Origin of the sequence: Streptomyces sp. NPDC090741 (assembly GCF_044769045.1) — a bacterium.
Lineage (GTDB): Bacteria > Actinomycetota > Actinomycetes > Streptomycetales > Streptomycetaceae > Streptomyces.
In genome coordinates, this window is record NZ_JBIVXF010000002.1 from 686933 (window position 1) to 706997 (window position 20065).

At 73.0% G+C, this 20065-nt stretch carries 21 protein-coding genes; 15 read left to right on the forward strand and 6 right to left on the reverse strand.

What is annotated here, in order from left to right:
- Positions 1–3: 3 nt before the first annotated feature.
- A complete protein-coding gene (locus tag ACIQU4_RS08170) occupies positions 4–723 on the reverse strand; it encodes a beta-glucanase (RefSeq protein WP_403727251.1) in 720 nt (239 codons plus the stop codon).
- A gap of 95 nt (positions 724–818) precedes the next feature.
- Positions 819–1223, reverse strand: a complete 405-nt coding sequence (locus tag ACIQU4_RS08175) for a DUF5997 family protein (RefSeq protein WP_403727253.1) — start codon at positions 1221–1223, stop codon at positions 819–821.
- A 58-nt stretch (positions 1224–1281) separates the two neighbouring features.
- Here ACIQU4_RS08175 and ACIQU4_RS08180 point away from each other — a divergent pair, with 58 nt between their 5' ends.
- The gene (locus ACIQU4_RS08180) at positions 1282–2100 is read left to right on the forward strand and encodes a LysR family transcriptional regulator substrate-binding protein (RefSeq protein ID WP_403727255.1); all 819 of its coding nucleotides are present in this window, start codon (positions 1282–1284) and stop codon (positions 2098–2100) included.
- A 47-nt stretch (positions 2101–2147) separates the two neighbouring features.
- Here ACIQU4_RS08180 and ACIQU4_RS08185 read toward each other — a convergent pair whose 3' ends face one another.
- From ACIQU4_RS08185 to ACIQU4_RS08200, 4 genes are all read right to left on the reverse strand, one after another.
- Complete coding sequence (locus ACIQU4_RS08185) at positions 2148–2888, reverse strand: PP2C family protein-serine/threonine phosphatase (protein ID WP_403727257.1); 741 nt, start codon at positions 2886–2888, stop codon at positions 2148–2150.
- A gap of 37 nt (positions 2889–2925) precedes the next feature.
- Positions 2926–4071 (reverse strand): site-2 protease family protein, encoded by a 1146-nt coding sequence (locus ACIQU4_RS08190; RefSeq protein WP_403727259.1) that lies wholly within the window; start codon positions 4069–4071, stop codon positions 2926–2928.
- A gap of 90 nt (positions 4072–4161) precedes the next feature.
- Positions 4162–4518, reverse strand: a complete 357-nt coding sequence (locus tag ACIQU4_RS08195) for a hypothetical protein (RefSeq protein WP_403727261.1) — start codon at positions 4516–4518, stop codon at positions 4162–4164.
- A gap of 99 nt (positions 4519–4617) precedes the next feature.
- Positions 4618–5628, reverse strand: coding sequence for a methyltransferase (locus ACIQU4_RS08200; RefSeq protein WP_403727262.1), 1011 nt, complete (start codon positions 5626–5628; stop codon positions 4618–4620).
- A 300-nt stretch (positions 5629–5928) separates the two neighbouring features.
- Between ACIQU4_RS08200 and ACIQU4_RS08205 the strand changes: the two genes are divergently transcribed.
- The 14 genes from ACIQU4_RS08205 to hypD all read left to right on the forward strand — a co-directional run bounded on the left by ACIQU4_RS08205 (position 5929) and on the right by hypD (position 20008).
- Complete coding sequence (locus tag ACIQU4_RS08205) at positions 5929–7719, forward strand: hydrogenase maturation protein (protein WP_403727264.1); 1791 nt, start codon at positions 5929–5931, stop codon at positions 7717–7719.
- 114 nt (positions 7720–7833) lie between these two features.
- The gene (locus tag ACIQU4_RS08210) at positions 7834–8892 is read left to right on the forward strand and encodes a hydrogenase expression protein HypE (protein ID WP_030155565.1); all 1059 of its coding nucleotides are present in this window, start codon (positions 7834–7836) and stop codon (positions 8890–8892) included.
- A 100-nt stretch (positions 8893–8992) separates the two neighbouring features.
- Positions 8993–10777: a nickel-dependent hydrogenase large subunit gene (locus tag ACIQU4_RS08215; RefSeq protein WP_403727265.1), complete on the forward strand. Its 1785-nt coding sequence runs from the start codon at positions 8993–8995 to the stop codon at positions 10775–10777.
- The gene (locus ACIQU4_RS08220) at positions 10774–11295 is read left to right on the forward strand and encodes a hypothetical protein (RefSeq protein WP_403727267.1); all 522 of its coding nucleotides are present in this window, start codon (positions 10774–10776) and stop codon (positions 11293–11295) included. Before ACIQU4_RS08215 ends, ACIQU4_RS08220 begins: the two co-directional genes overlap by 4 nt.
- 68 nt (positions 11296–11363) lie before the next feature.
- Entirely contained in the window at positions 11364–11981 is a 618-nt protein-coding gene (locus ACIQU4_RS08225; RefSeq protein ID WP_403727737.1) for a DUF5947 family protein, read from the forward strand.
- The gene (locus ACIQU4_RS08230; protein WP_403727269.1) at positions 11978–12679 is read left to right on the forward strand and encodes a DUF6084 family protein; all 702 of its coding nucleotides are present in this window, start codon (positions 11978–11980) and stop codon (positions 12677–12679) included. Before ACIQU4_RS08225 ends, ACIQU4_RS08230 begins: the two co-directional genes overlap by 4 nt.
- Entirely contained in the window at positions 12676–14106 is a 1431-nt protein-coding gene (locus ACIQU4_RS08235) for a hypothetical protein (protein ID WP_403727271.1), read from the forward strand. The genes ACIQU4_RS08230 and ACIQU4_RS08235 overlap by 4 nt, the downstream gene beginning before the upstream one ends.
- Positions 14103–14633 carry a hydrogenase maturation protease gene (locus ACIQU4_RS08240; protein WP_403727273.1) on the forward strand — a complete coding sequence of 177 codons (531 nt, stop codon included), beginning with the start codon at positions 14103–14105 and terminating at the stop codon, positions 14631–14633. Before ACIQU4_RS08235 ends, ACIQU4_RS08240 begins: the two co-directional genes overlap by 4 nt.
- 9 nt (positions 14634–14642) lie before the next feature.
- Positions 14643–14747, forward strand: coding sequence for a DUF6893 family small protein (locus ACIQU4_RS08245; protein ID WP_385575052.1), 105 nt, complete (start codon positions 14643–14645; stop codon positions 14745–14747).
- Positions 14748–14888: 141 nt separating this feature from the next.
- The gene (locus tag ACIQU4_RS08250) at positions 14889–15308 is read left to right on the forward strand and encodes a hydrogenase maturation nickel metallochaperone HypA (protein WP_403727275.1); all 420 of its coding nucleotides are present in this window, start codon (positions 14889–14891) and stop codon (positions 15306–15308) included.
- A gap of 3 nt (positions 15309–15311) precedes the next feature.
- Entirely contained in the window at positions 15312–16196 is an 885-nt protein-coding gene (hypB, locus tag ACIQU4_RS08255; protein ID WP_403727276.1) for a hydrogenase nickel incorporation protein HypB, read from the forward strand.
- The gene (gene hypF, locus ACIQU4_RS08260) at positions 16196–18577 is read left to right on the forward strand and encodes a carbamoyltransferase HypF (RefSeq protein WP_403727278.1); all 2382 of its coding nucleotides are present in this window, start codon (positions 16196–16198) and stop codon (positions 18575–18577) included. Before hypB ends, hypF begins: the two co-directional genes overlap by 1 nt.
- A complete protein-coding gene (hypC, locus tag ACIQU4_RS08265) occupies positions 18546–18875 on the forward strand; it encodes a HypC/HybG/HupF family hydrogenase formation chaperone (protein WP_387286790.1) in 330 nt (109 codons plus the stop codon). Before hypF ends, hypC begins: the two co-directional genes overlap by 32 nt.
- On the forward strand, positions 18872–20008 hold the full coding sequence (gene hypD / locus ACIQU4_RS08270; RefSeq protein WP_403727280.1) for a hydrogenase formation protein HypD: 1137 nt from the start codon (positions 18872–18874) through the stop codon (positions 20006–20008). Before hypC ends, hypD begins: the two co-directional genes overlap by 4 nt.
- Positions 20009–20065: the final 57 nt, after the last annotated feature.

Sequence of the window (20065 nt, forward strand, 5' to 3'; positions counted from 1 at the left end):
CCCCTAACTGCGGTACACGCGGAGGTCCGAGACCTCGTACGACATCTCCCGGACGTCAGGGTCGGGGGCCGGGTGGTAGCGGCCCGCGCACACGGAGAGGTTGACGATGAGGTACGCCCGCCAGCGCCGGCCCACCCCGCTGTGGTCGGAGTACGCGCGGGTGCCGTTGACCCACCAGACGACCGTGTTCGTACCGAACTTGACCTTGAGGTCGACCCAGGCGCCGGGGCGGATGGCGGGGTCGTGGAAGTAGTGCGAGCCCCCGCCCCGGACGTGGTTGGAGAGTTCCAGCAGGTCCGGGTTGTCGGGGTGGTACTCGAAGACGTCGACCTCCTGGCCGCCGTCCCGCCAGGTCCAGATCGCGGGCCAGGCGCCGACCGCCTCCGGGAGCCGGACCCGGGCTTCCAGCACGTCCTCGGCGCGCAGCAGGAAACCCTCGTCACTGCCTTCGGTGGTCAGCAGTCCGGAGTCCCAGTTGCCGTCCGGCCGCCGGGTGGCGCGGAAGGTACCGCCGCGGCTGTAGGAGGGGTCGTCGACCAGATGATCGAGTTTGTTGTCGCCCGGATTGACCGGGCCGTTGTCGGGAAAGGCCGAGGTCCGGCCGGCGACCCAGCGGGAGGTCGAGCCGAAGTCGGCGGAGAAGACGAGGGTGCGGGGGCTCCGGAACGGGGCGAGGAGTCGGGAGATCACGCCGCAGCTCTGCCCAGGGCGCGCCGTCCGCATTCCGGTGATCTTTGTCGAAATGCGGACGGGAGGGGCGCTTCAGGGCACTTCCGGCCACCGAGGCGCCGCCCCGGCGCCCCACGGGCGCACGTCGGTCAGGAGCCGGACTGCTGCTGGCGCTCGGCCTGCTCGGCGTGCTTCTCCTTGATGCGGACCGCTTCCTTGCGGACATCGGCCTGGGTGCCGCGCTCCTTCTGGAGCCACTCCGGGTTCTCCTGCTTCAGCGCGTCGATCTGCTCCGTGGTGAGGGCCTCGGTGACCCCGCCGCGCGCGAGGCCGGCGATCGAGACGCCGAGCTTGGACGCGACCACCGGGCGGGGGTGAGGGCCGTTGCGTCGCAGTTCCTGCAGCCACTGGGGCGGCTCGGCCTGCAGCGCGTTCAGCTCGCTGCGGGTCACGACACCCTCCTGGAACTCAGCGGGGGTGGCTTCGAGGTACACACCCAGCTTCTTCGCCGCGGTGGCGGGCTTCATGGTCTGGGTGGTCTTGTGCGACGTCATGGGGTCAAGGGTATCGAGCGCGTGCGCTACTTCTGACCACGGCCGGTAATCTGGGCGGGTGACAGGCTCGGAAGCATCTCCCACGGCATCTCCCACGGCATCTCCCTCGTTCCGGCTCGCGTACGTCCCCGGAGTGACGCCCGGCAAGTGGGTGCGGATCTGGAAGGAGCGCCTGCCCGACGTCTCGCTGACCCTCCTCCAGGTGTCCGCCGCCGAGGCCCCGGACGTACTGCGGGGCAGCGACGCCGACGCCGCCTTCGTGCGGCTGCCGATCGACCGGACGGGCCTGGCCGCGATCCCCCTCTACACCGAGACCACGGTCGTCGTGGTCCCGAAGGACCACCTCGTGGCGGCCGTGGAAGAGGTCTCCACCGGGGACCTCGCCGACGAGATCGTGCTGCACCCGCTGGACGACACCCTGGACTGGGAGAGCCTGCCCGGGCGGCCCGCGCTGGAACGCCCCGCCACGACGGCGGACGCGATCGAGCTGGTGGCGGCCGGGATCGGCGTCCTCCTCGTCCCGCAGTCCCTCGCCCGCCTGCACCACCGCAAGGACCTCACGTACCGGACGGTGACGGACGCCCCGCAGTCCCGGGTGGGCCTGTCGTTCCTCGAACACGACGGTGAACCCACCGACCTGGTCGAGGAGTTCATCGGGATCGTGCGCGGCCGGACCGTCAACAGCACGCGCGGCCGCGGCGCCCCGACCCCGCCGCAGCCGAAGCAGCGCAAGCGCCCCGACGCGGCGGGCGCGGGGCGGGGGTCCGCGGCCGGGAAGTCGGGCGGCAAGAACCCGCGCGGCGGCTCCGGCGCAGCCAAGGGCGGCGCCAAGGGCGGCAAGAGCAGCAAGGGCGGCAAGCCCCGCCGCCGGCCCTAGCGTACGGTCACGGTCACGGTCGGTCACCGCCCGAGCCGAAATGGATGCTAGTCGCCGATCCTGACCAGGGCGAGCGTGATGTTGTCGGGGCCGCCGGCCTCGATGGCGGCCTTCCACAGCTCGAACGCCGCCTTGCCGTCGTCGTGCACCCGCAGCAGCTCTTCGAGCTCCTCGGGCGGCACCGGGTCGGTCAGCCCGTCCGAGCACACCAGGTAGCGGGCTCCGGCCGGCAGCGGCTCCGTCGACACGTGAGGGGTGATCCCGCTGTGCCGGCGGGCGCCGCCGAGCGCCTGGGTCAGCAGGGACGTGGTGCGCTGCCCCGGTTCCAGCGGCGGATTGTCGTCCACGCTCACCTGCCGGACCTCCTGCGCCGTGGCGTCGAGCACCCGGCTGTCGCCGACGTTGAACGAGATCAGCGAGTCCTCCAGTACGACCGCACCCGCCACGGTGGTGCCCATGGTGGCCAGCTCCGGATCGCTGTCACCGGCCGCGTACACCGCGTGGTTGCACAGGGCGAGCGCCTCGCGGACTGCTCCCTCGCTGTCCAAGGAGGTCCCGAGCATCGCCAGTTGGCGTACGACCAGCGCACTGGCCACCTCGCCCGCCGGCTGTCCGCCGATCCCGTCGGCGACCGCGACGACGAGCGGCGAACCGAGCGGGAACACGAACGTCTGCGGATTGCGGGTCACACCGGCGCACAGCGTCCACGGCCCGACGACGAGGCTGTCCTCGTTGTGGTCGCGTACCAGCCCGGCATGGCTGAGGGCGCTCACGGCTATGTACGTCATCGCACCCCCATTGTCCCGCCGCGCACCCGCCCGTGCCTCACTCGGGCTCCCGGCCCCCGGCCCCGCCCCCACCGAGCGCCTGCCGCTCCATGAGCCGGGTGACGTCCTTCGCGGTGACGATCCCGACCAGCCGGTCCGAGTCCACCACCAGGAGCGGCAGCCCGGTCCCCGGCCGCAGCGCGTCCAGGGCCTCGCCCAGCAGATCGCCCGGGGCCGCCACCGCGCACCGCTCCAGCGGTGTCCCCACGTCACGCACGCGCAGCGCCTCCCGCTGCGCCTCCGGCAGCCGGGCCAGCCCGCGTACGTGCACCACCCCGCTGGGGCGGCCGTCGAAATCGAGCAGCGGCAGGGCGGAATGCCGGGATTCCACGGCCACCTCGTCGATGAACCGCCGCACGCTCAGCCAGTCGGCGCCGGTCGCCACCGGGCTGGACATCGCATCGGCCACGTGCACGCCCCGCAGCCCCGTGCGCAACACGGCGTGCTGGCGCTCCGCGCCCGCGACGAACGTGATGAAGAGGCCGATGAAGACGAGCCACAGCCCGCTCGACACCCCGCGCAGGAAGGAGATCCAGCCCACGGCCATCAGCAGCACGCCCATGACCTGCCCCATGCGCGAGGCCGCCCGGTCCGCCCGGTCCCGGTCGCCCGTACGCCACCACAGCAGAGCCTGAAGCACCCGTCCGCCGTCGAGCGGCGAGGCCGGCAGCAGGTTGAAGACGGCGAGGAAGAGGTTCGTCCAGCCGAGCCAGACCAGGACGGCGGCGGGCACCGCCCAGCCGGGCAGGGTGTGCAGCCCGATCCCCGCGCCGACCGCGGCGCCGCCGATGACCAGGCTGGTGAGGGGTCCGCTCACCGCGACCGCGAAGGCCGCCGGGGCGGTCTGCGGCCGTCCCATCCTCGTCATCCCGCCCAGCGCCCACAGGGTGACGTCCTCGACGGAGATCTTCTTGCGGCGGGCCGTCGCGGCGTGCGCCGTCTCGTGCAGGAGCAGGCTGCCCATCAGCAGCAGGGCCCCCACGACGCTGGCGAGGGTGTACACGGCGTTCGAGCGCCCCGGAGTCCACACGGGGAGGGTCTGGCGGCCGAGCCCGTACGCGAACAGCACCACCAGCAGCGGCACGCTCCAGTGCATGCGCAGCGGCACTCCGACGACACGTCCGATAGGGACCGAGCCGTTCATCTTCGTCTCCTGCCGGCTCGGCAGTGGTTCACACCCCCATTGTCGCTCCGGAACGGCGGACCCGTACCGGAGCGACAGGTGCCGCGGGGCTCAGGCCTCCGTGGCGGCCGCAGCGGCCAGGGCCTCGTCGAGCTCCCACGCGTGCCGCTTGTACTCGCGCAGGAAGTCGCCGTGGTCCTCCCACTGGCGGGCGATACCGCGCAGCACGTCCCAGTGGTGCTCCACCGACTGGTCGATGACCCGGCGCAGCGCCGGTTCGGCCGCCGCCCGCTTCTCGATGAGCCCCTTGACCGCGGAGGCCTCCAGCACGGCGTTGCGCAGCGCGCGCAGCGCCCGGGAGGTGTCGTCCATCGCGAAACCGCGCTCGCTGCCGGTGGCCTCGTCGAACAGCGGGGTCAGCCGCGCCTCGATGAATGCGGTGATCCGCTCGAAGTGCTGCACGTCCATCGGGGCTCCATCTCGTCTGCTTCCTGGCGCCGTGGCTGCTCGCCGGCGCGGATGAACAATATCCGCTGAAGATCGGGAGGGGACGGGCGGCGGGCGCGATCAGACGGCGACGGCCTCCAGCACCGAGGGCACGGACGGGGTGGGCAGGATGCGGTCCAGCCGGAAGCCCGCCCGTGCGAGCAGCGACTCGAACTCGGCTGCGGTCCGCTCGCGGCCCGTGACGACCATCAGCATCACGATGTCGAGCTCCACGCCGGGATGCGGGGCGCTGCCCCCGGGCAGAACGGCGTCCACCACGAGCAGGCGGCCACCGGTGCCGGCCGCGCGCCGGATGGAGCCGAGGATGCGCAGCGCGTCCTCGTCGCTCCAGTCGTGCAGGATGTGCTTGAGCAGGTAGAAATCGCCCCCGGCCGGCACGGCGGTGAAGAAGTCCCCGCCCGCCGTCCGCCAGCGGCCCGCCAGCTCGGGCCGGTCCAGTACGTGCTCGGCGACGGTGGCGGGTTGGTCGAAGAGGGTGCCGGACAGGGTGGGCTCCCGGGTCAGTACGGCGGCCAGCAGCCCGCCGCGGCCGCCGGCCACGTCGACGAGGCGGGCGCCCGCCGGGAAGGCGTAGCTCTGCGCCACCAGTTCCTCGACCGGGCCCGAATGCGCCGCCATGCCGGCGTCGAACGCTGCCCGGTCCTCCGGGGACTTGAGGAGGTGCTCGAAGAACGGCATGCCGTGGGCGAGGCCGAAGGCGGACTCGCCCGTACGCAGGGTGTCCGCGAGCCGGCCGGCGGACCGCGCGTACATCGGGTCGGTCAGCAGCAGGACGCTCGCCAGCTGCGATCCCGGCGCGCCGCCGACGAGCGACTGCCCGGCCTCCTCCAGCCGGAAGGCGCCCCGGCCGTCCTCGCCGAACAGCCCCCGCGTCGCCAGGAACCGCAGGATCCGCCGCAGCGCGGGCCCGTGCGTGCCGGTACGGGCGGCGAGCTCCTCGGCGGTGCGCGGCCCGTCGGCGAGGTGGTCGGCTATCCGGTGGACGGCCACGGCCCGTAAGGCTGCGGCGTGGACGTGCCCGTACATGAGGTCGTGCAGCGGGGACGGGGCGAAGGGGTCGATGCTGGCCACGGTCCGGCTCCTGTCGGCTCGATGCGGTGCGGGTCGGATCGGGGCACGCGGGCGGTCATGCGGCCCGCGGGGCCCACCTGCGCAGTGCATGGCGCGTACGGGCCCCCCGTCCAGCCCCTTTCCGGGCATCTCCGCGCGTCCCCGGCCCCGCCCCTCCACCAGGTGGCGGTTCCGGGTGGCCACTTCCGGGTGACACCCCCGTAGGCCTCACCGGCCCGCGGGCGCCCGTGGTCGACGATCGCCAGCGGCCGTACCTGCCGCGGCCGCAGGTCGCCGGGGGCCGGACGCTTGGGAGATCACGTGCACATCCTGCTCGCCGCCAGCGCGTTCAACAGTCTCACTCAGCGCGTACACGCAGAACTGAGGGACCGCGGGCACAGCGTGGCGGTCGAGCTCGCCCTGCCCGGCGTCTCCCTCGCCGAAGCCGTCGACCGCCACCGGCCGGACCTCGTGCTCGCGCCGATGCTGAAGACGCCCATCCCCCGGGAGGTCTGGTCCGCCCACACCTGCCTGATCGTCCACCCGGGGCCCGTGGGCGACCGCGGGCCCTCCTCGCTCGACTGGGCCGTCACCGAGGACGCGACCCGCTGGGGCGTCACCGTGCTCCAGGCCTGCGAGGAGATGGACGCGGGCGACGTCTGGGCCACCGCGGAATGCCCGCTGCCGCCCGTCGGCAAGAGCGACGCGTACCGCGGCGAGATCGCCGACGCCGCACTGTCCGCCGTGCTGACGGCCGTCGACCGCTTCGCCTCCGGCACCCACGTCCCCGAGCGGCAGCGATCCGGCCGCGCCCGGCCGTACCTGCGCCAGGAGCTGCGCCGGATCGACTGGGCGAACGACTCCACGCAGAGCGTCGTCCGCGCGCTGCGCGCCGCCGACTCCCAGCCGGGCGTACTCGACGAGCTGCTCGGCGGCCAGTGGTTCCTGCACGGCGGGTACCCCGAGGACCGGCTGCGCGGCCGCCCCGGCGAGCTGATCGCCACCCGCGCGGGCGCGATCTGCCGGGCGACCGCCGACGGAGCCGTGTGGATCCCCGAACTCCGGGCGCGGCGCATGCCCGGCGAGCCGGCTGAGCCGGCCCCCGTCAAACTCCCCGCCACCCTCGCCCTCGGCGACCGGCTGCCACCGCTCCCCGAGATCCCCGCGCCGCCGTACGCCGCCGACGCGGACCCGGACGGCCCGCGCACCTGGTCCGACATCACCTACCGGGAACAGGGCGGGGCCGGCTTCCTCACGTTCTCCTTCCCCGGCGGCGCCATGAGCACCGCGCAGTGCCGGCGCCTGCTCGCCGCCTACCGGGAGGCCTGCACCCGGCCCGTCTCGGTCCTCGTCCTCGGCGGCGGCCGCGACTTCTTCTCCAACGGCATCCACCTCGGCGTCATCGAGGCGGCCGCCGACCCGGCCGAGGAGTCCTGGGCCAACATCAACGCGATGGACGACCTCGTGGAGGCCGTCCTGACCACCACCGACCGGTTCGTCGTGGCCGCCCTCGGCGGCAACGCGGCCGCCGGCGGGGCCATGCTCGCCCTCGCCGCCGACGAGGTCTGGTGCCGTACCGGCGTGGTCCTCAACCCGCACTACCGGCTGATGGGCCTGTACGGATCCGAGTACTGGACCTACACCCTGCCCCGCCGCACCGGAACCGGCGTCGCCGAGCGCCTCACCGCCGATGCCCTGCCGATCAGCGCCGAAGCCGCCCGCCGGCTCGGGCTGGTCGACCGTACGATCGACTGCGCCCCGCAGGCCTTCGCCGACGAGACGTCCCGGCTCGCCGTCCGCGTGGCGGACTCGCCCGCCGTCCTGTCCCGGATCGCCGGCAAAAAGGCCCGCCGCGACGCCGACGAGAGCGTCCGGCCGCTCGCCGCCTACCGGGAGGCGGAGCTGGCGCGGATGCGGGAGGCCTTCTTCGACCCGCAGGCCCCGTACCACGCCCTGCGCCGCGCCTTCGTGCGCAAGGAGCCCGCCGACCGCACCCCGGCCCACCTGGAGCGGACCGTACCCGGACGGCGCACCGCGGCCCTGCCCTCCCGGCGGCCCCCGGTCACTGGACCGGCCGTACAAGACAGGGCGCCGGGCCCGGCCGGCTGCTAGCAAGAAGGGTGAGGCCGGCGCGGAGCACCTGCCCCGTCCGCCTCCCCGTTCCCGCCCCCTCCGCGTCCCCGGCCCCACCCACCCCCCCGCATCCCTTCCCAAGGAGCGATCCTCATGGATGCAGCAACGCCGAGCACGGCAGTAGAGGACCCCCCGATCCACATCCTCTGGATCAACGCCGGACTGAGCTGCGACGGCGATTCGGTGTCCCTGACGGCAGCGATGCAGCCCAGCATCGAGGAGATCGTCATGGGCGTCCTCCCCGGACTGCCCAAGATCGCCGTGCACTGGCCGCTGATCGACTTCGAGTGCGGACCGGTCGGCGGCGCCGACACGTTCATCGAATGGTTCTTCAAGGGGGAGCGCGGGGAGATCGACCCCTTCGTGCTCGTCGTCGAAGGCTCGATCCCCAACGAGAAGATCAAGCCCGAGGGCTACTGGTGCGGCTTCGGCGACGATCCGGAGACCGGCCAGCCCATCACCACCAGCGAGTGGATCGACCGCCTCGCGCCCAAGGCCCTCGCCGTGGTCGCGATCGGCACCTGCGCCACGTACGGCGGCATCCACGCGATGGAGGGCAACCCCACCGGGGCCATGGGCGTACCCGACTACCTCGGCTGGGACTGGACCTCGAAGGCCGGCATCCCGATCGTGTGCGTCCCCGGCTGCCCGATCCAGCCCGACAACTTCTCCGAGACCCTGACCTACCTGCTCTACCAGGCGGCCGGCTCCGCGCCGATGATCCCGCTGGACGACAAGCTGCGCCCCACCTGGCTGTTCGGCAACACCGTGCACGAGGGCTGCGACCGGGCCGGCTACTACGAGCAGGGCGAGTTCGCCCAGACCTACGACTCGCCCAAGTGCCTGGTCAAACTCGGCTGCTGGGGCCCGGTCGTCAAGTGCAACGTGCCCAAGCGCGGCTGGATGAACGGCATCGGCGGCTGCCCCAACGTGGGCGGCATCTGCATCGCCTGCACCATGCCGGGCTTCCCCGACAAGTTCATGCCGTTCATGGACGAGCCTCCGGGCGCGAAGGTCTCCGCCACCGCCAGCGGGGTCTACGGCACGCTGATCCGCAAGCTCAGGGCGATCACCGAGCACACCGTGGACCAGGAGCCCAAGTGGCGCCATCCCGGACGGCAGCTGACCACCGGCTACCGCAAGCCCTGGTGACCGGACCGCCCGCGGCCCCGCGTCCACCCGGCCCGCGCCCCACCGCTGCGCCTCTCCAATCCTCCAGCTCCCGTCTCCAAGAAGGGTCACGGCAGACAAGATGACACCGAAGACGAAAGCGGCCGGTGACGGCAGCGGCCTGGTGGAGATGGCCTGGGATCCGATCACCCGGATCGTGGGCAGTCTCGGCATCCACACGAAGATCGACTTCAAGCAGAAGAAGGTCGCGGAGTGCTACAGCACCTCGTCCGTCTTCCGCGGCTACAGCGTCTTCATGCGCGGCAAGGACCCCCGCGACGCGCACTTCATCACCAGCCGCATCTGCGGGATCTGCGGCGACAACCACGCCACGTGCTCCGTCTACGCCCAGAACATGGCGTACGGGGTGAAGCCGCCCCACCTCGCCGAGTGGATCATCAACCTGGGCGAGTCGGCGGAGTACATGTTCGACCACAACATCTTCCAGGAGAACCTGGTCGGGGTCGACTACTGCGAGAAGATGGTCCGCGAGACCAACCCCGGCGTCCTCGAACTCGCCGAGCGCACCGAGGCCCCGCACGCCGGCGACCACGGCTACCGCACCATCGCCGACATCATGCGCTCGCTCAACCCCATCGAGGGCGAGTTCTACCGCGAGGCCCTCCAGGTCAGCCGGTACACCCGCGAGATGTTCTGCCTGATGGAGGGGCGCCACGTGCACCCCTCCACCCTCTACCCGGGCGGCGTCGGCACCATCGCCTCCGTCCAGCTCTTCACGGACTACATGAGCCGCCTCATGCGGTACTGCGAGTTCATGAAGCGCGTGGTCCCGCTCCACGACGACCTCTTCGACTTCTTCTACGAGGCCCTGCCCGGGTACGAGGAGGTCGGCCGCCGGCGCGTCCTGCTGGGCTGCTGGGGCGCGCTCAACGACCCCGAGTACTGCGACTTCACGTACGCCAACATGACCGACTGGGGACGGAAGATGTTCGTCACCCCGGGCGTGGTGGTGGACGGGAAGCTGGTCACCAACGACCTCACCGAGATCAACCTCGGCATCCGCATCCTGCTCGGCAGCTCGTACTACGACGACTGGCAGGGCCAGGAGAAGTTCGTCACCCACGACCCGCTCGGCAACCCGGTCGACGCCCGCCACCCGTGGAACCAGCACACCATCCCGGCCCCGCAGAAGCGGAACTTCGACGACAAGTACAGCTGGGTGATGTCCCCGCGCTGGTTCGACGGCAAGGACCACCTCGCCCTCGACACCGGCGGCGGCCCCCTCGCCCGCCTGTGGTCCACCGCCCTGTCCGGGCTCGTCCACACCGACTACGTCCAGGCCACCGGCCACAGCGTGGTCATCACCCTGCCCCGCACCATGACCAAGCCCGAGACCCGCTTCGAGTGGAAGATCCCGAAGTGGAGCAACGCGCTGGAGCGCAACCGCGCCCGCACGTACTTCCAGGCGTACGCGGCCGCCATCGCGCTGCACTGCGCCGAGAAGGGCCTGGCCGAGGTCCGCGCCGGACGCACCCAGACCTGGGAGAAGTTCGAGGTTCCGGACGAGTCCATCGGCGTCGGCTTCACGGAGGCGGTGCGCGGCGTGCTCTCGCACCACATGGTGATCCGCGACGGCAAGATCGCCAACTACCACCCGTACCCGCCGACCCCGTGGAACGCCAGCACCCGCGACACCTTCGGCACCCCCGGACCGTACGAGGACGCCGTCCAGAACACCCCGATCTTCGAGGAGAACTCCCCGGAGAACTTCAAGGGCATCGACATCATGCGCGCCGTGCGCAGCTTCGACCCCTGCCTGCCCTGCGGCGTCCACATGTACGTCGGCAGCGGCAAGACGGTCAAGCAGATGCACGTGCCCACCGGACTGAGCGGACTCGGCGGATGAGCGCGACGGCGACCGACGCCCGCGAGGCGGGCCGGCGGGTGGACGAGGTCCTCGACCGGCTGGCCGCCTCGGGCGACCGGGAGGCCTGCGCCGCGGCCGAGGAACTGGTGCGCGTGCTCATGGACTTCTACGGGGCCGGGCTCGCCCGCATCGTGGAACGCCTCGGTGTGGAACGCCTCGGCGGGCTGCTGGACGACGAGCTCGTCGCGAGCCTGCTCGCCCTGCACGACCTGCACCCCGAGGACGTCCACACCCGGATCGCCCGCGCCCTGGAGACCGTAGGGGACCCCGTGGAGCTGATCGGCTTCGACGCGGCCACCGGCGTGCTGCGCCTGCGGTCCGCGCCGGGCGGCGGCTGCGGGTGCGGTTCCGGCGGCGACGCCGCGGCGCAGGGCGTCGAGGACGCCCTGGCCTGCTTCGCGCCCGAGGTGACCGCGGTGGAGCTCGAAGCGGCCGAGCCGCCCCTGCCCCTGCTCCAGATCGGCACCCGCCCGCAGGCCCCGGCGCGGGCCCGGTGAACGCGCCGCACCCCTGGGCGACGGCGCAGCCGGCCGCCGGCTCCGCCGGGCCGCGCGCCGCGCGCGGCCTGCGCCGGTTCACGGGGCCCCGGCCGCCCCGGCCCGAGCGCTGCGAACTGTGCGCGGTGGCGGTCTCCGAGGACGGCCACCGCCACTTGGTGGAGGTCGAGAAGCGGGCGCTGGTCTGCGCCTGCACCGCCTGCTCCCTCCTGTTCGACCGGCCCGGCGCCGCCACCGGAGGCTTCCGCGCCGTACCCGACCGCTACCTCACCGACCCCGAACACCGGCTCGGCGAGGGCGCCTGGGAGCAGCTCCAGATCCCGGTCGGCGTCGCCTTCTTCTTCCGCAACGCCGCCCTCGACCGGCTGGTCGCGCTCTACCCGAGCCCGGCCGGAGCCACCGAGAGCGAACTGGACCCGGCCACCTGGCAGGACGTACTGGGCGGCGGGGCGCTCGCCGCGCTGCTCGAACCCGACGTGGAGGCGCTGCTGCTGCGCCGGATCGAGGGCCGCACCGAGTGCTACCTCGTCCCCATCGACATCTGCTACGAGCTGGTGGGGCGGATGCGGCTGCTGTGGCAGGGATTCGACGGCGGGGCCGAGGCCCGCGCCGCGCTGAACGCCTTCTTCGCGCAGGTGGAGCGCAGGGCCAAGGTCCCGGCCGGGGCGGGGGAGGGGCGGCCGTGACCGACTTCGCCTTCACCTGCACCGGGGTGCGCGCCGACCCGTACGCGGCCGGCCCCACCCTGGTCTTCCGGCTGCGCATCACCACCGCCGCCGACAAGCGCGTCCACGCGCTCGCGCTGCGCTGCCAGATCCGCATCGAGCCGGCCAAGCGCGGCTACGGCACCGGCGAAGCCGCCGCGCTCCACGACCTGTTCGGCGAACGGGCCCGCTGGGGGACCACCCTCCAGCCCCTTCAGTTCGCCCAGGTCTCGGTGATGGTCCCCAGTTTCACCGGGGAGACCGAGACCGACGTGGTCGTGCCGTGCTCGTACGACATGGACATCGCCTCCGGCCGCTACCTCAGCGCCCTGGAGGACGGCGAGGCACCGCTGCTGATGCTGTTCTCCGGAACGGCCTTCACCGGCGCCGGGGGCTTCCAGGTCGAGCCCGTTCCCTGGGACCGGGAAGCCCCGTTCCGGATGCCCGCCGAGGTGTGGCGGGAGATGGTCGAACAGCACTTCCCCGGCTGCGGCTGGCTGCGGCTGCCCCGCGACACCATGGCGGACCTGCTCGCCTACCGCTCCCGCCACGCGCTCGCCTCCTGGGAGGCGACCGTACGGACCCTGCTGGACGCGGCGTCGACCGCCGAGCCGCCGCCCCCGGACCCCGCCTGGGCCGGCGCCGTACTGCCGCGGGCCGCCGAGAGGACCGCGCCATGACCACGACGGCCCTGCCCGAATCGCGCTTCGCCGTCGCCCGGCAGGTGGCCGACGCCGTCCTCTTCGAGGGTTACGTCCTCTACCCGTACCGGGCTTCGGCGGCGAAGAACCGGCTGCGCTGGCAGTTCGGCGTCCTGGTCCCGCCCGCATGGGGCCCCGCGCACGGCGAGCACTCGTTCCAGCGCACCGAGGTGGTCATGGAACCGCGCGGCGCGGCCACCCTCGCCGTCGAGCTGCGCTTCCTGCACGCGCAGCGGCGTACGGTCGAAGAGGCCGGCGCGGACGGCTCGTTCGCGGCAGTTCCCGAACTGCACCTGCCCGACCGGGTCCTGGTCCCGTGGGACGAGGGAACCGAGGAACGGGTCGAAATGACCGTACCCGTCGCAGAGCTGGAGGAGGGCGAGGTCTGCCTGCCCTTCGTCCGGCCCGCCCGCGAGGAGACCGAACCCGTCCTCGACGCCGACGGCCGGGAGGTGGGCCGCCTGGTCCGGCGCACCGAGCGCGCCGACGGGGTGCTGCGGCTGCGCGTGGAGCAACTGGACGTCCCGTACCGGGCGTTCAGGCTCACGGTGGTGGTCGAGAACACGAGCGACTGGACGCCGGACGCCGAAGGCGCCGCCGGCGCCGATCGCGATGTCGTGCTGCCCCGCTCGCTGGTCGCGGCCCACCTCCTGATGGGCCTCAGCGCCGGTTCCTTCCTCTCGATGACCGACCCGCCCGAGTGGGCCAAGGCCTCCGTCGCGACCTGCGCCAACCGGCACACCTGGCCCGTCCTCGCCGGCGAACCGGGCAGCAGCGATGTCGTGCTGTCCTCGCCGATCATCCTGGAGGACCACCCCGGCATCGCGCCCGAGTCCATCGGGGCCATGTACGACGCCACCGAGATCGACGAGATCCTCGCCCTGCGCACGGCGGCCCTGACCGACCAGGAGAAGCGGGAGGCGCGCGGCACCGACGCCCGCGCGGCCGCCGTCATCGACCTGGCCGAGACCATGCCGCCCGAGGTGCTGGAACGCCTGCACGGCGCGGTCCGGGCACTGCGCGAGATCACCGACCCCGGTGCGCCCACCCCCGAGTCGTTCGCCGAACTCTTCGACGAGGACGCCGTGTTCAAGCCGGACACCCCCTGGTGGGACCCGGCGCACGCGGATCCCGCCGATCCGGCCCGCGACCGGATCCTGATCGACGGGTCCTCGGTGGGACCCGGCAGCCGGGTGGTCCTGCGCCCGGGCCTGCGGCGCACGGACGCCCAGGACCTGTTCCTCCAGGGGGCCACGGCCCAGGTCGAGGCCGTCCTCCACGACGTGGACGGCGGAGTGCACCTCGCCGTCACCGTCGAAGGGGACCCGGGCGCCGACATCCGGCGCGAACAGGGCCGGTTCCTCTACTTCCAGCCCGACGAGGTCGCCCCGCTGGAGGGCGCGTGAGCGGCCGCGTCCTGATCGCCGGCATCGGCAACGTCTTCCTCGGCGACGACGGCTTCGGCGTCGAGACCGTCCGGATGCTGGCCGGGCCCGGGCACGCGCTGCCCGAGCACGTCGAGCTGGTGGACATCGGCGTACGCGGCGTCCACCTCGCCTACCAGCTCCTCGACGGCTACGACACGCTCGTCCTGGTGGACGCCACCGCCCGCGGCGGAGCCCCCGGCACCCTGTACCTGATCGAGGCCGCCGAGCCCGGCTCCCTCGCCCCGCAGGGCCCCGTACTCGACGGGCACCAGATGTCGCCCGACGCGGTGCTCGCCCTGCTGGACACCCTGTGCGCCGGAACCGGCAGCGCGCCGCCCCGGCGGATCTGGGTCGTCGGCTGCGAACCCGGCTGTCTGGAGGAGGGCATCGGCCTGAGCGCGCCGGTGGCCGCAGCGGTCCCGGAGGCCGTACGGATGGTCCTGGACCTGGTCCTCCGCCCGGACGAGGAACTGCTCGACCACGAGCGCAACGCCACCGCCAACTGAGGAGAACCCATGAAGAAGGCCATCATCGGCGGCGCGGCCGTCGCCGTCCTCGCCTGCGCACTGAGCGTGGTGCTCCCCGACATCCAGCGCTATCTGAGGATCCGCCGCATGTGACCCGTGACCTGCGATCCCCGCGATCCCTGACGTGCGACCGCCCCGGCGCCCGAATGGCGTACGGGGCGTCGGCGCGTCGGCGTGCCCGAGCGCCCCGTACGGCGCCGGCCGGTCTAATGAGGCCTGGCAGGACGGAGTCCCATGCACGAGATGTCGATCGCCATGGCCGTGGTGGGCCAGGTGGAGGAAGCCGCCGAGGCCGGCGGCGCGACCGCCGTCACCTCGGTCCGGCTCCAGGTCGGAGAGCTGGCCGGGGTGGTGCCCGACGCCCTCGCCTTCTGCTTCGAACTGGCCTGCGCCGGAACGCTCCTCGAAGGCGCCGAGCTCGTGACGGAGTCGGTCGCCGCCCGCGCGCACTGCCGTTCCTGTACGGGCGACTGGGCGGTCGGCATGCCGCCCCGGCTGGTCTGCCCCGGCTGCGGGCAGGCGGCGGACGTCGAACTCCTCACCGGGCGCGAGCTGCAGATCCTCAGCGTGCACTGGGAGGAAGGCCCCGGCCCCGACCGCGTCCGGACCACCGCTCCCGCCCCCACCCGCGAACCGATCTCCGAGGAGCGCTGAACCATGTGCCGTGTGGTCGACCTGAAGCAGGCGGTCCTCGCCAAGAACGACTCGGCCGCGCACACCCTGCGCGCCGAACTCACCGCCCGCGGCACCACGGTGGTCAACCTGCTCTCCAGCCCGGGCAGCGGGAAGACCGCCCTGCTGGAGCGGGAACTCGGCCTGGCGCGCGAGCGGGGCGTGCCGGTCGCCGCCCTCACCGCCGACCTCGCCACCGAGAACGACGCGCTGCGGTTGGCGCGTTCGGGTGTTCCCGTCAAGCAGGTGCTCACCGACGGGCTCTGCCACCTCGAAGCCGCCATGCTGGGACGGCACCTCGACGGCTGGCTGCCCGAGGACACCCGGCTGCTGTTCGTGGAGAACGTCGGCAACCTCGTCTGCCCCGCCTCGTACGACCTCGGCGAGTCGCTGCGCGTCGTCCTGGCCTCGGTGACGGAGGGCGAGGACAAACCGCTCAAGTACCCGACGGCCTTCGGGCTGGCCCAGCTCGTCGTGGTGACGAAGACGGACATCGCGCAGGCCGTGGAATTCGACGAGCCCGCCTTCCGCGCGCACGTCCAGCAGGTCAACCCAGGGGTGGAGGTGGTGCTGACCTCGGCCCGCGGCGGCGAGGGCGCGGGCATCCTGCTCGACCGGGCGCTGGCGGTCGGCGCCGGCGGCGCGGTGCACGCCCCGGTCATGGCCCAGCAGCCCCCCGCACACCACCATCACCACGCCGAGGGCCACGACCACGTTCCCGGCCACGCCCACGAGCACGTTCCCGGCCACGCCCACGAGCACGGCCCCGGGCATGCCCACGAGCACGGCCCCGGGCGCGGCCCGGGTCACGACCACGGCCCCGGTTCGCGGCACACGCACCCGCACTCCGGCGTGGTGCCGACCCGCTGATGGAAGCCGTGGAGCGCCGCCGGGTCATCGTGCGCGGAGTGGTGCAGGGCGTCGGCTTCCGGCCGTACGTGTACACCCGCGCGACCGGACTCGGCCTCGCCGGGCACGTCACCAACACCCCCGAGGGGGTCGTCGCCGAGGTCGAAGGCGCGCCGGCGGCCGTATCGGCCTTCTGCGAGCGGCTCGCGGCCGACGCCCCACCGCTGGCGGTCGTCGACGCCGTCGACCACCACGAGGTCCCCGTATCCGGCGGCGCGGGCTTCACCATCGTCGCCTCCCGCTCCGGCGGCCCCGCCCGTACCCTCGTCTCCCCGGACGTGGCCACGTGCGCGGACTGCCTCGCGGAGCTGGCCGATCCGGCCGACCGGCGCCACCGGCACCCCTTCATCACCTGCACGCACTGCGGACCCCGCTTCACCATCGTCACCGGAGTGCCGTACGACCGGGCGCACACCACCATGGCCCGCTTCCCGATGTGCCCCGACTGCGCCCGCGAGTACGCCGACCCCGCCGACCGGCGCTTCCACGCCCAGCCGGTGGCCTGCCCCGCCTGCGGGCCCCGGCTGCGCCTCCTCGCCGGATCGCCGCCGCGCGAGGCCGCCGCCGACCCCGTGGCCGAGGCCCGCCGGCTGCTGGCCGACGGGGCGATCCTCGCGGTCAAGGGCCTCGGCGGCTACCACCTCGCCTGCGACGCCGCGCACGCCGGAGCCGTCGCCGAACTGCGGCGCCGCAAGGCCCGCGGGGACAAGCCGTTCGCCCTGATGGCCCGCGAACCCGCCGACATCGAGCACCTCGTCCACCTCGGCCCGGCCGAACGGGACCTGCTCACCGGGCCCGTCCGGCCCATCGTCCTGCTGCGCCGCCGCCCCGGAGCCGACGCGCAGGAGCTCGTCGCCGACGCCGTCGCCCCGGGCAGCCCCGACCTGGGCGTGATGCTCCCCTACACCCCCGTGCACCATCTGCTGCTCGGGCTCCCCGGCGACCCGCCCGGTCCCCGGCTGCTCGTCATGACCAGCGGCAACCTGTCGGGCGAGCCCATCGTCACCGACGACACCGAGGCCCTGGACCGGCTCGCCCGGCTCGCCGACGCCTGGCTCACCCACGACCGGCCCATCCACGTCCCCTGCGACGACTCCGTGGTGCGCGTCTGCGACGGCGAGGCGCTGACCCTGCGCCGCTCCCGCGGCCACGCCCCACTGCCGCTGGCGCTGCCGCTGTCCGTCCCCGCCACGCTCGCCGCCGGGGGCGACCTCAAGAACGCCTTCTGCCTCGGCGAGGGCCGCAAGGCCTGGCTGTCGGCGCACATCGGCGACATGGACGACCTGGCCACGCAGTACGCCTTCGAACGCGCCGAGCAGCAGCTGGAGTCCATCACCGGCGTCGCGCCCGGGCTGCTCGCCGTGGACCGGCACCCCGGCTACCGCTCGGGCCGCTTGGTCCGCGGCCGGGCCGGCGCCCGCCCGGTCCTCGGAGTCCAGCACCACCACGCACACATCGCGTCCGCGATGGCCGAACACGGCCAGGGCGGCACCCGCAAGGTGATCGGCATCGCGTTCGACGGCACCGGATACGGCGACGACGGGGCGGTGTGGGGCGGGGAGGTGCTGCTGGCGGACTACGCCGGCTACACCCGGTTCGCGCACCTCGCCTACGTCCCGCTGCCGGGCGGCGACGCCGCCGTGCACCGGCCGTACCGCATGGCCCTGTCCCATCTGCGCGCCGCCGGGCTCGGCTGGGACCCCGACCTGCCCTGCACGGCGGCCTGCCCGCCCGAAGAACTACGGCTGCTGCGACGCCAGTTGGAGCGCGACCTGCACTGCGTGCCGACATCCAGCATGGGCCGGCTCTTCGATGCCGTCTCCTCCCTGGCGGGCGTCTGCCACCACGCCGGGTACGAGGCCCAGGCCGCCATCGAGCTGGAGGGCGCGGCGCTCACGGGGTCCGGGACGCAGGCGGACGGCGGGTACGCCTTCGCGCTGCACCAGGGAGAACACTGCGGCGAGAGCCCGGTAACGGCCGACCCCGCCCCCGTACTGGCGGCAGTCGTGGCCGACGTACGGGCGGGCACGCCCAAGGCCCTGATCGCCGCCCGCTTCCACGTGGCCGTCGCCGAACTCGTGGGCACGCTGGCCGCCCTCGCGCGCGAGCGGCACGGGCTCGACACCGTCGCCCTGACCGGCGGGGTCTTCGCCAACACCGTGCTCTCCACCGCCTGCGCCCGCCTCCTGCGCGAGCGCGGCTTCACCGTCCTGCGCCACCACCGCGTCCCGCCTAACGACGGGGGGCTGGCCCTCGGCCAGCTGATGGTGGCGGCCTGCACCCCGCAACACCCACAGCAAGGAGAGGGCCATGTGCCTGGCGGTACCCGGCAGAGTGCTTGACATCGGGGAGAAGGACGGCACCCGCATGGCGACCGTCGATTTCGGCGGTGTGGTCAAGGAGGTGTGCCTGGAGTACCTGCCGGACCTCCAGGTCGGCGAGTACGCCATCGTCCACGTCGGCTTCGCGCTGCAGCGGCTCGACGAGGAGTCGGCCCGCCAGACCCTCGAACTCTTCGCGCAACTCGGCATGCTCCAGGAGGAGTTCGGCGACCCCTGGGAGCGGGCGGCGGCCGAGTCGGGCGCGGCGGACTGGCCCTTCACGGAAGACATCGCGGAGCAGGAGGCGCAGCAGCAGTGAAGTACCTCGACGAATTCCAGGACCCCGAGCTGGCGCGCCGCCTGCTCGACGACATCCACTCCACCGTCACCCGCCCCTGGGCGCTGATGGAGGTCTGCGGCGGCCAGACGCACACGATCATCCGACACGGGATCGACCAACTGTTGCCTGAACAGGTGGAGTTGATCCACGGGCCGGGCTGTCCGGTGTGCGTGACCCCGCTGGAGGTCATCGACAAGGCGCTGGAGATCGCCTCCCGCCCCGAGGTCATCTTCTGCTCGTTCGGCGACATGCTCCGCGTGCCCGGATCCGGCCGCGACCTGTTCCAGGTGCGCAGCGAGGGCGGCGACGTACGGGTGGTGTACTCCCCGCTCGACGCCCTGCGGATCGCGCAGCAGAACCCCACGCGCGAGGTGGTGTTCTTCGGCATCGGCTTCGAAACCACCGCGCCCCCCAATGCCATGACGGTCTATCAGGCGAAGAAGCTCGGCATCCCCAACTTCAGTCTGCTCGTCTCCCACGTCCGGGTTCCCCCGGCCATCGAGGCGATCATGACCTCCCCGAGCTGCCGGGTCCAGGGCTTCCTCGCCGCCGGACACGTGTGCAGTGTGATGGGCATGGGGGAGTACCCGGAGCTGGCCGCGCGCCACCGGGTCCCCATCGTGGTCACCGGGTTCGAGCCGCTGGACATCCTCGAAGGCGTACGCCGGGCGGTAGGGCAGCTGGAGCGGGGCGAGCACACCGTCGACAACGCCTACGCGCGCGCCGTGCGCCCGGAGGGGAACCCGGCCGCCCTCGCGATGCTGGAGGACGTCTTCGAGGTCACCGACCGCGCCTGGCGCGGCATCGGCGTCATCCCCCACAGCGGCTGGCGGCTGTCCGCCCGCTACCGCGACTACGACGCCGAGCACCGATTCTCGGTGACCGGCATCGCCACGCAGGAACCCGCCGAGTGCCGCAGCGGCGAGGTCCTCCAGGGCCTGATCAAGCCGCACGAGTGCGAGGCGTTCGGCACCACCTGCACACCGCGCACCCCGCTCGGCGCCACGATGGTCTCCAGCGAGGGCGCGTGCGCCGCGTACTACCTCTACCGGCGCCTCGATCTCGCGCCGGCCGCCCGGACCGCACCGCTGGAGGCGAGCCCCGTTGTCTGAAGCCCTGTCCGAAGCCGTACTCGACGTCACGGGCTGGACGTGTCCGGCCCCGCTGCG

Excerpts from the sequence above, each read along its gene's own strand:
- ACIQU4_RS08170 (WP_403727251.1), bottom strand. The coding sequence starts at position 723 with ATGCGGACGGCGCGCCCTGGGCAGAGCTGCGGCGTGATCTCCCGACTC.
- ACIQU4_RS08175 (WP_403727253.1), bottom strand. The coding sequence starts at position 1,223 with ATGACGTCGCACAAGACCACCCAGACCATGAAGCCCGCCACCGCGGCG.
- ACIQU4_RS08185 (WP_403727257.1), bottom strand. The coding sequence starts at position 2,888 with ATGACGTACATAGCCGTGAGCGCCCTCAGCCATGCCGGGCTGGTACGC.
- ACIQU4_RS08190 (WP_403727259.1), bottom strand. The coding sequence starts at position 4,071 with ATGAACGGCTCGGTCCCTATCGGACGTGTCGTCGGAGTGCCGCTGCGC.
- ACIQU4_RS08195 (WP_403727261.1), bottom strand. The coding sequence starts at position 4,518 with ATGGACGTGCAGCACTTCGAGCGGATCACCGCATTCATCGAGGCGCGG.
- ACIQU4_RS08210 (WP_030155565.1), top strand. The coding sequence starts at position 7,834 with ATGGATGCAGCAACGCCGAGCACGGCAGTAGAGGACCCCCCGATCCAC.
- ACIQU4_RS08215 (WP_403727265.1), top strand. The coding sequence starts at position 8,993 with ATGACACCGAAGACGAAAGCGGCCGGTGACGGCAGCGGCCTGGTGGAG.
- ACIQU4_RS08220 (WP_403727267.1), top strand. The coding sequence starts at position 10,774 with ATGAGCGCGACGGCGACCGACGCCCGCGAGGCGGGCCGGCGGGTGGAC.
- ACIQU4_RS08235 (WP_403727271.1), top strand. The coding sequence starts at position 12,676 with ATGACCACGACGGCCCTGCCCGAATCGCGCTTCGCCGTCGCCCGGCAG.
- ACIQU4_RS08245 (WP_385575052.1), top strand. The coding sequence starts at position 14,643 with ATGAAGAAGGCCATCATCGGCGGCGCGGCCGTCGCCGTCCTCGCCTGC.
- ACIQU4_RS08250 (WP_403727275.1), top strand. The coding sequence starts at position 14,889 with ATGCACGAGATGTCGATCGCCATGGCCGTGGTGGGCCAGGTGGAGGAA.
- hypB (WP_403727276.1), top strand. The coding sequence starts at position 15,312 with ATGTGCCGTGTGGTCGACCTGAAGCAGGCGGTCCTCGCCAAGAACGAC.
- hypF (WP_403727278.1), top strand. The coding sequence starts at position 16,196 with ATGGAAGCCGTGGAGCGCCGCCGGGTCATCGTGCGCGGAGTGGTGCAG.
- hypC (WP_387286790.1), top strand. The coding sequence starts at position 18,546 with ATGTGCCTGGCGGTACCCGGCAGAGTGCTTGACATCGGGGAGAAGGAC.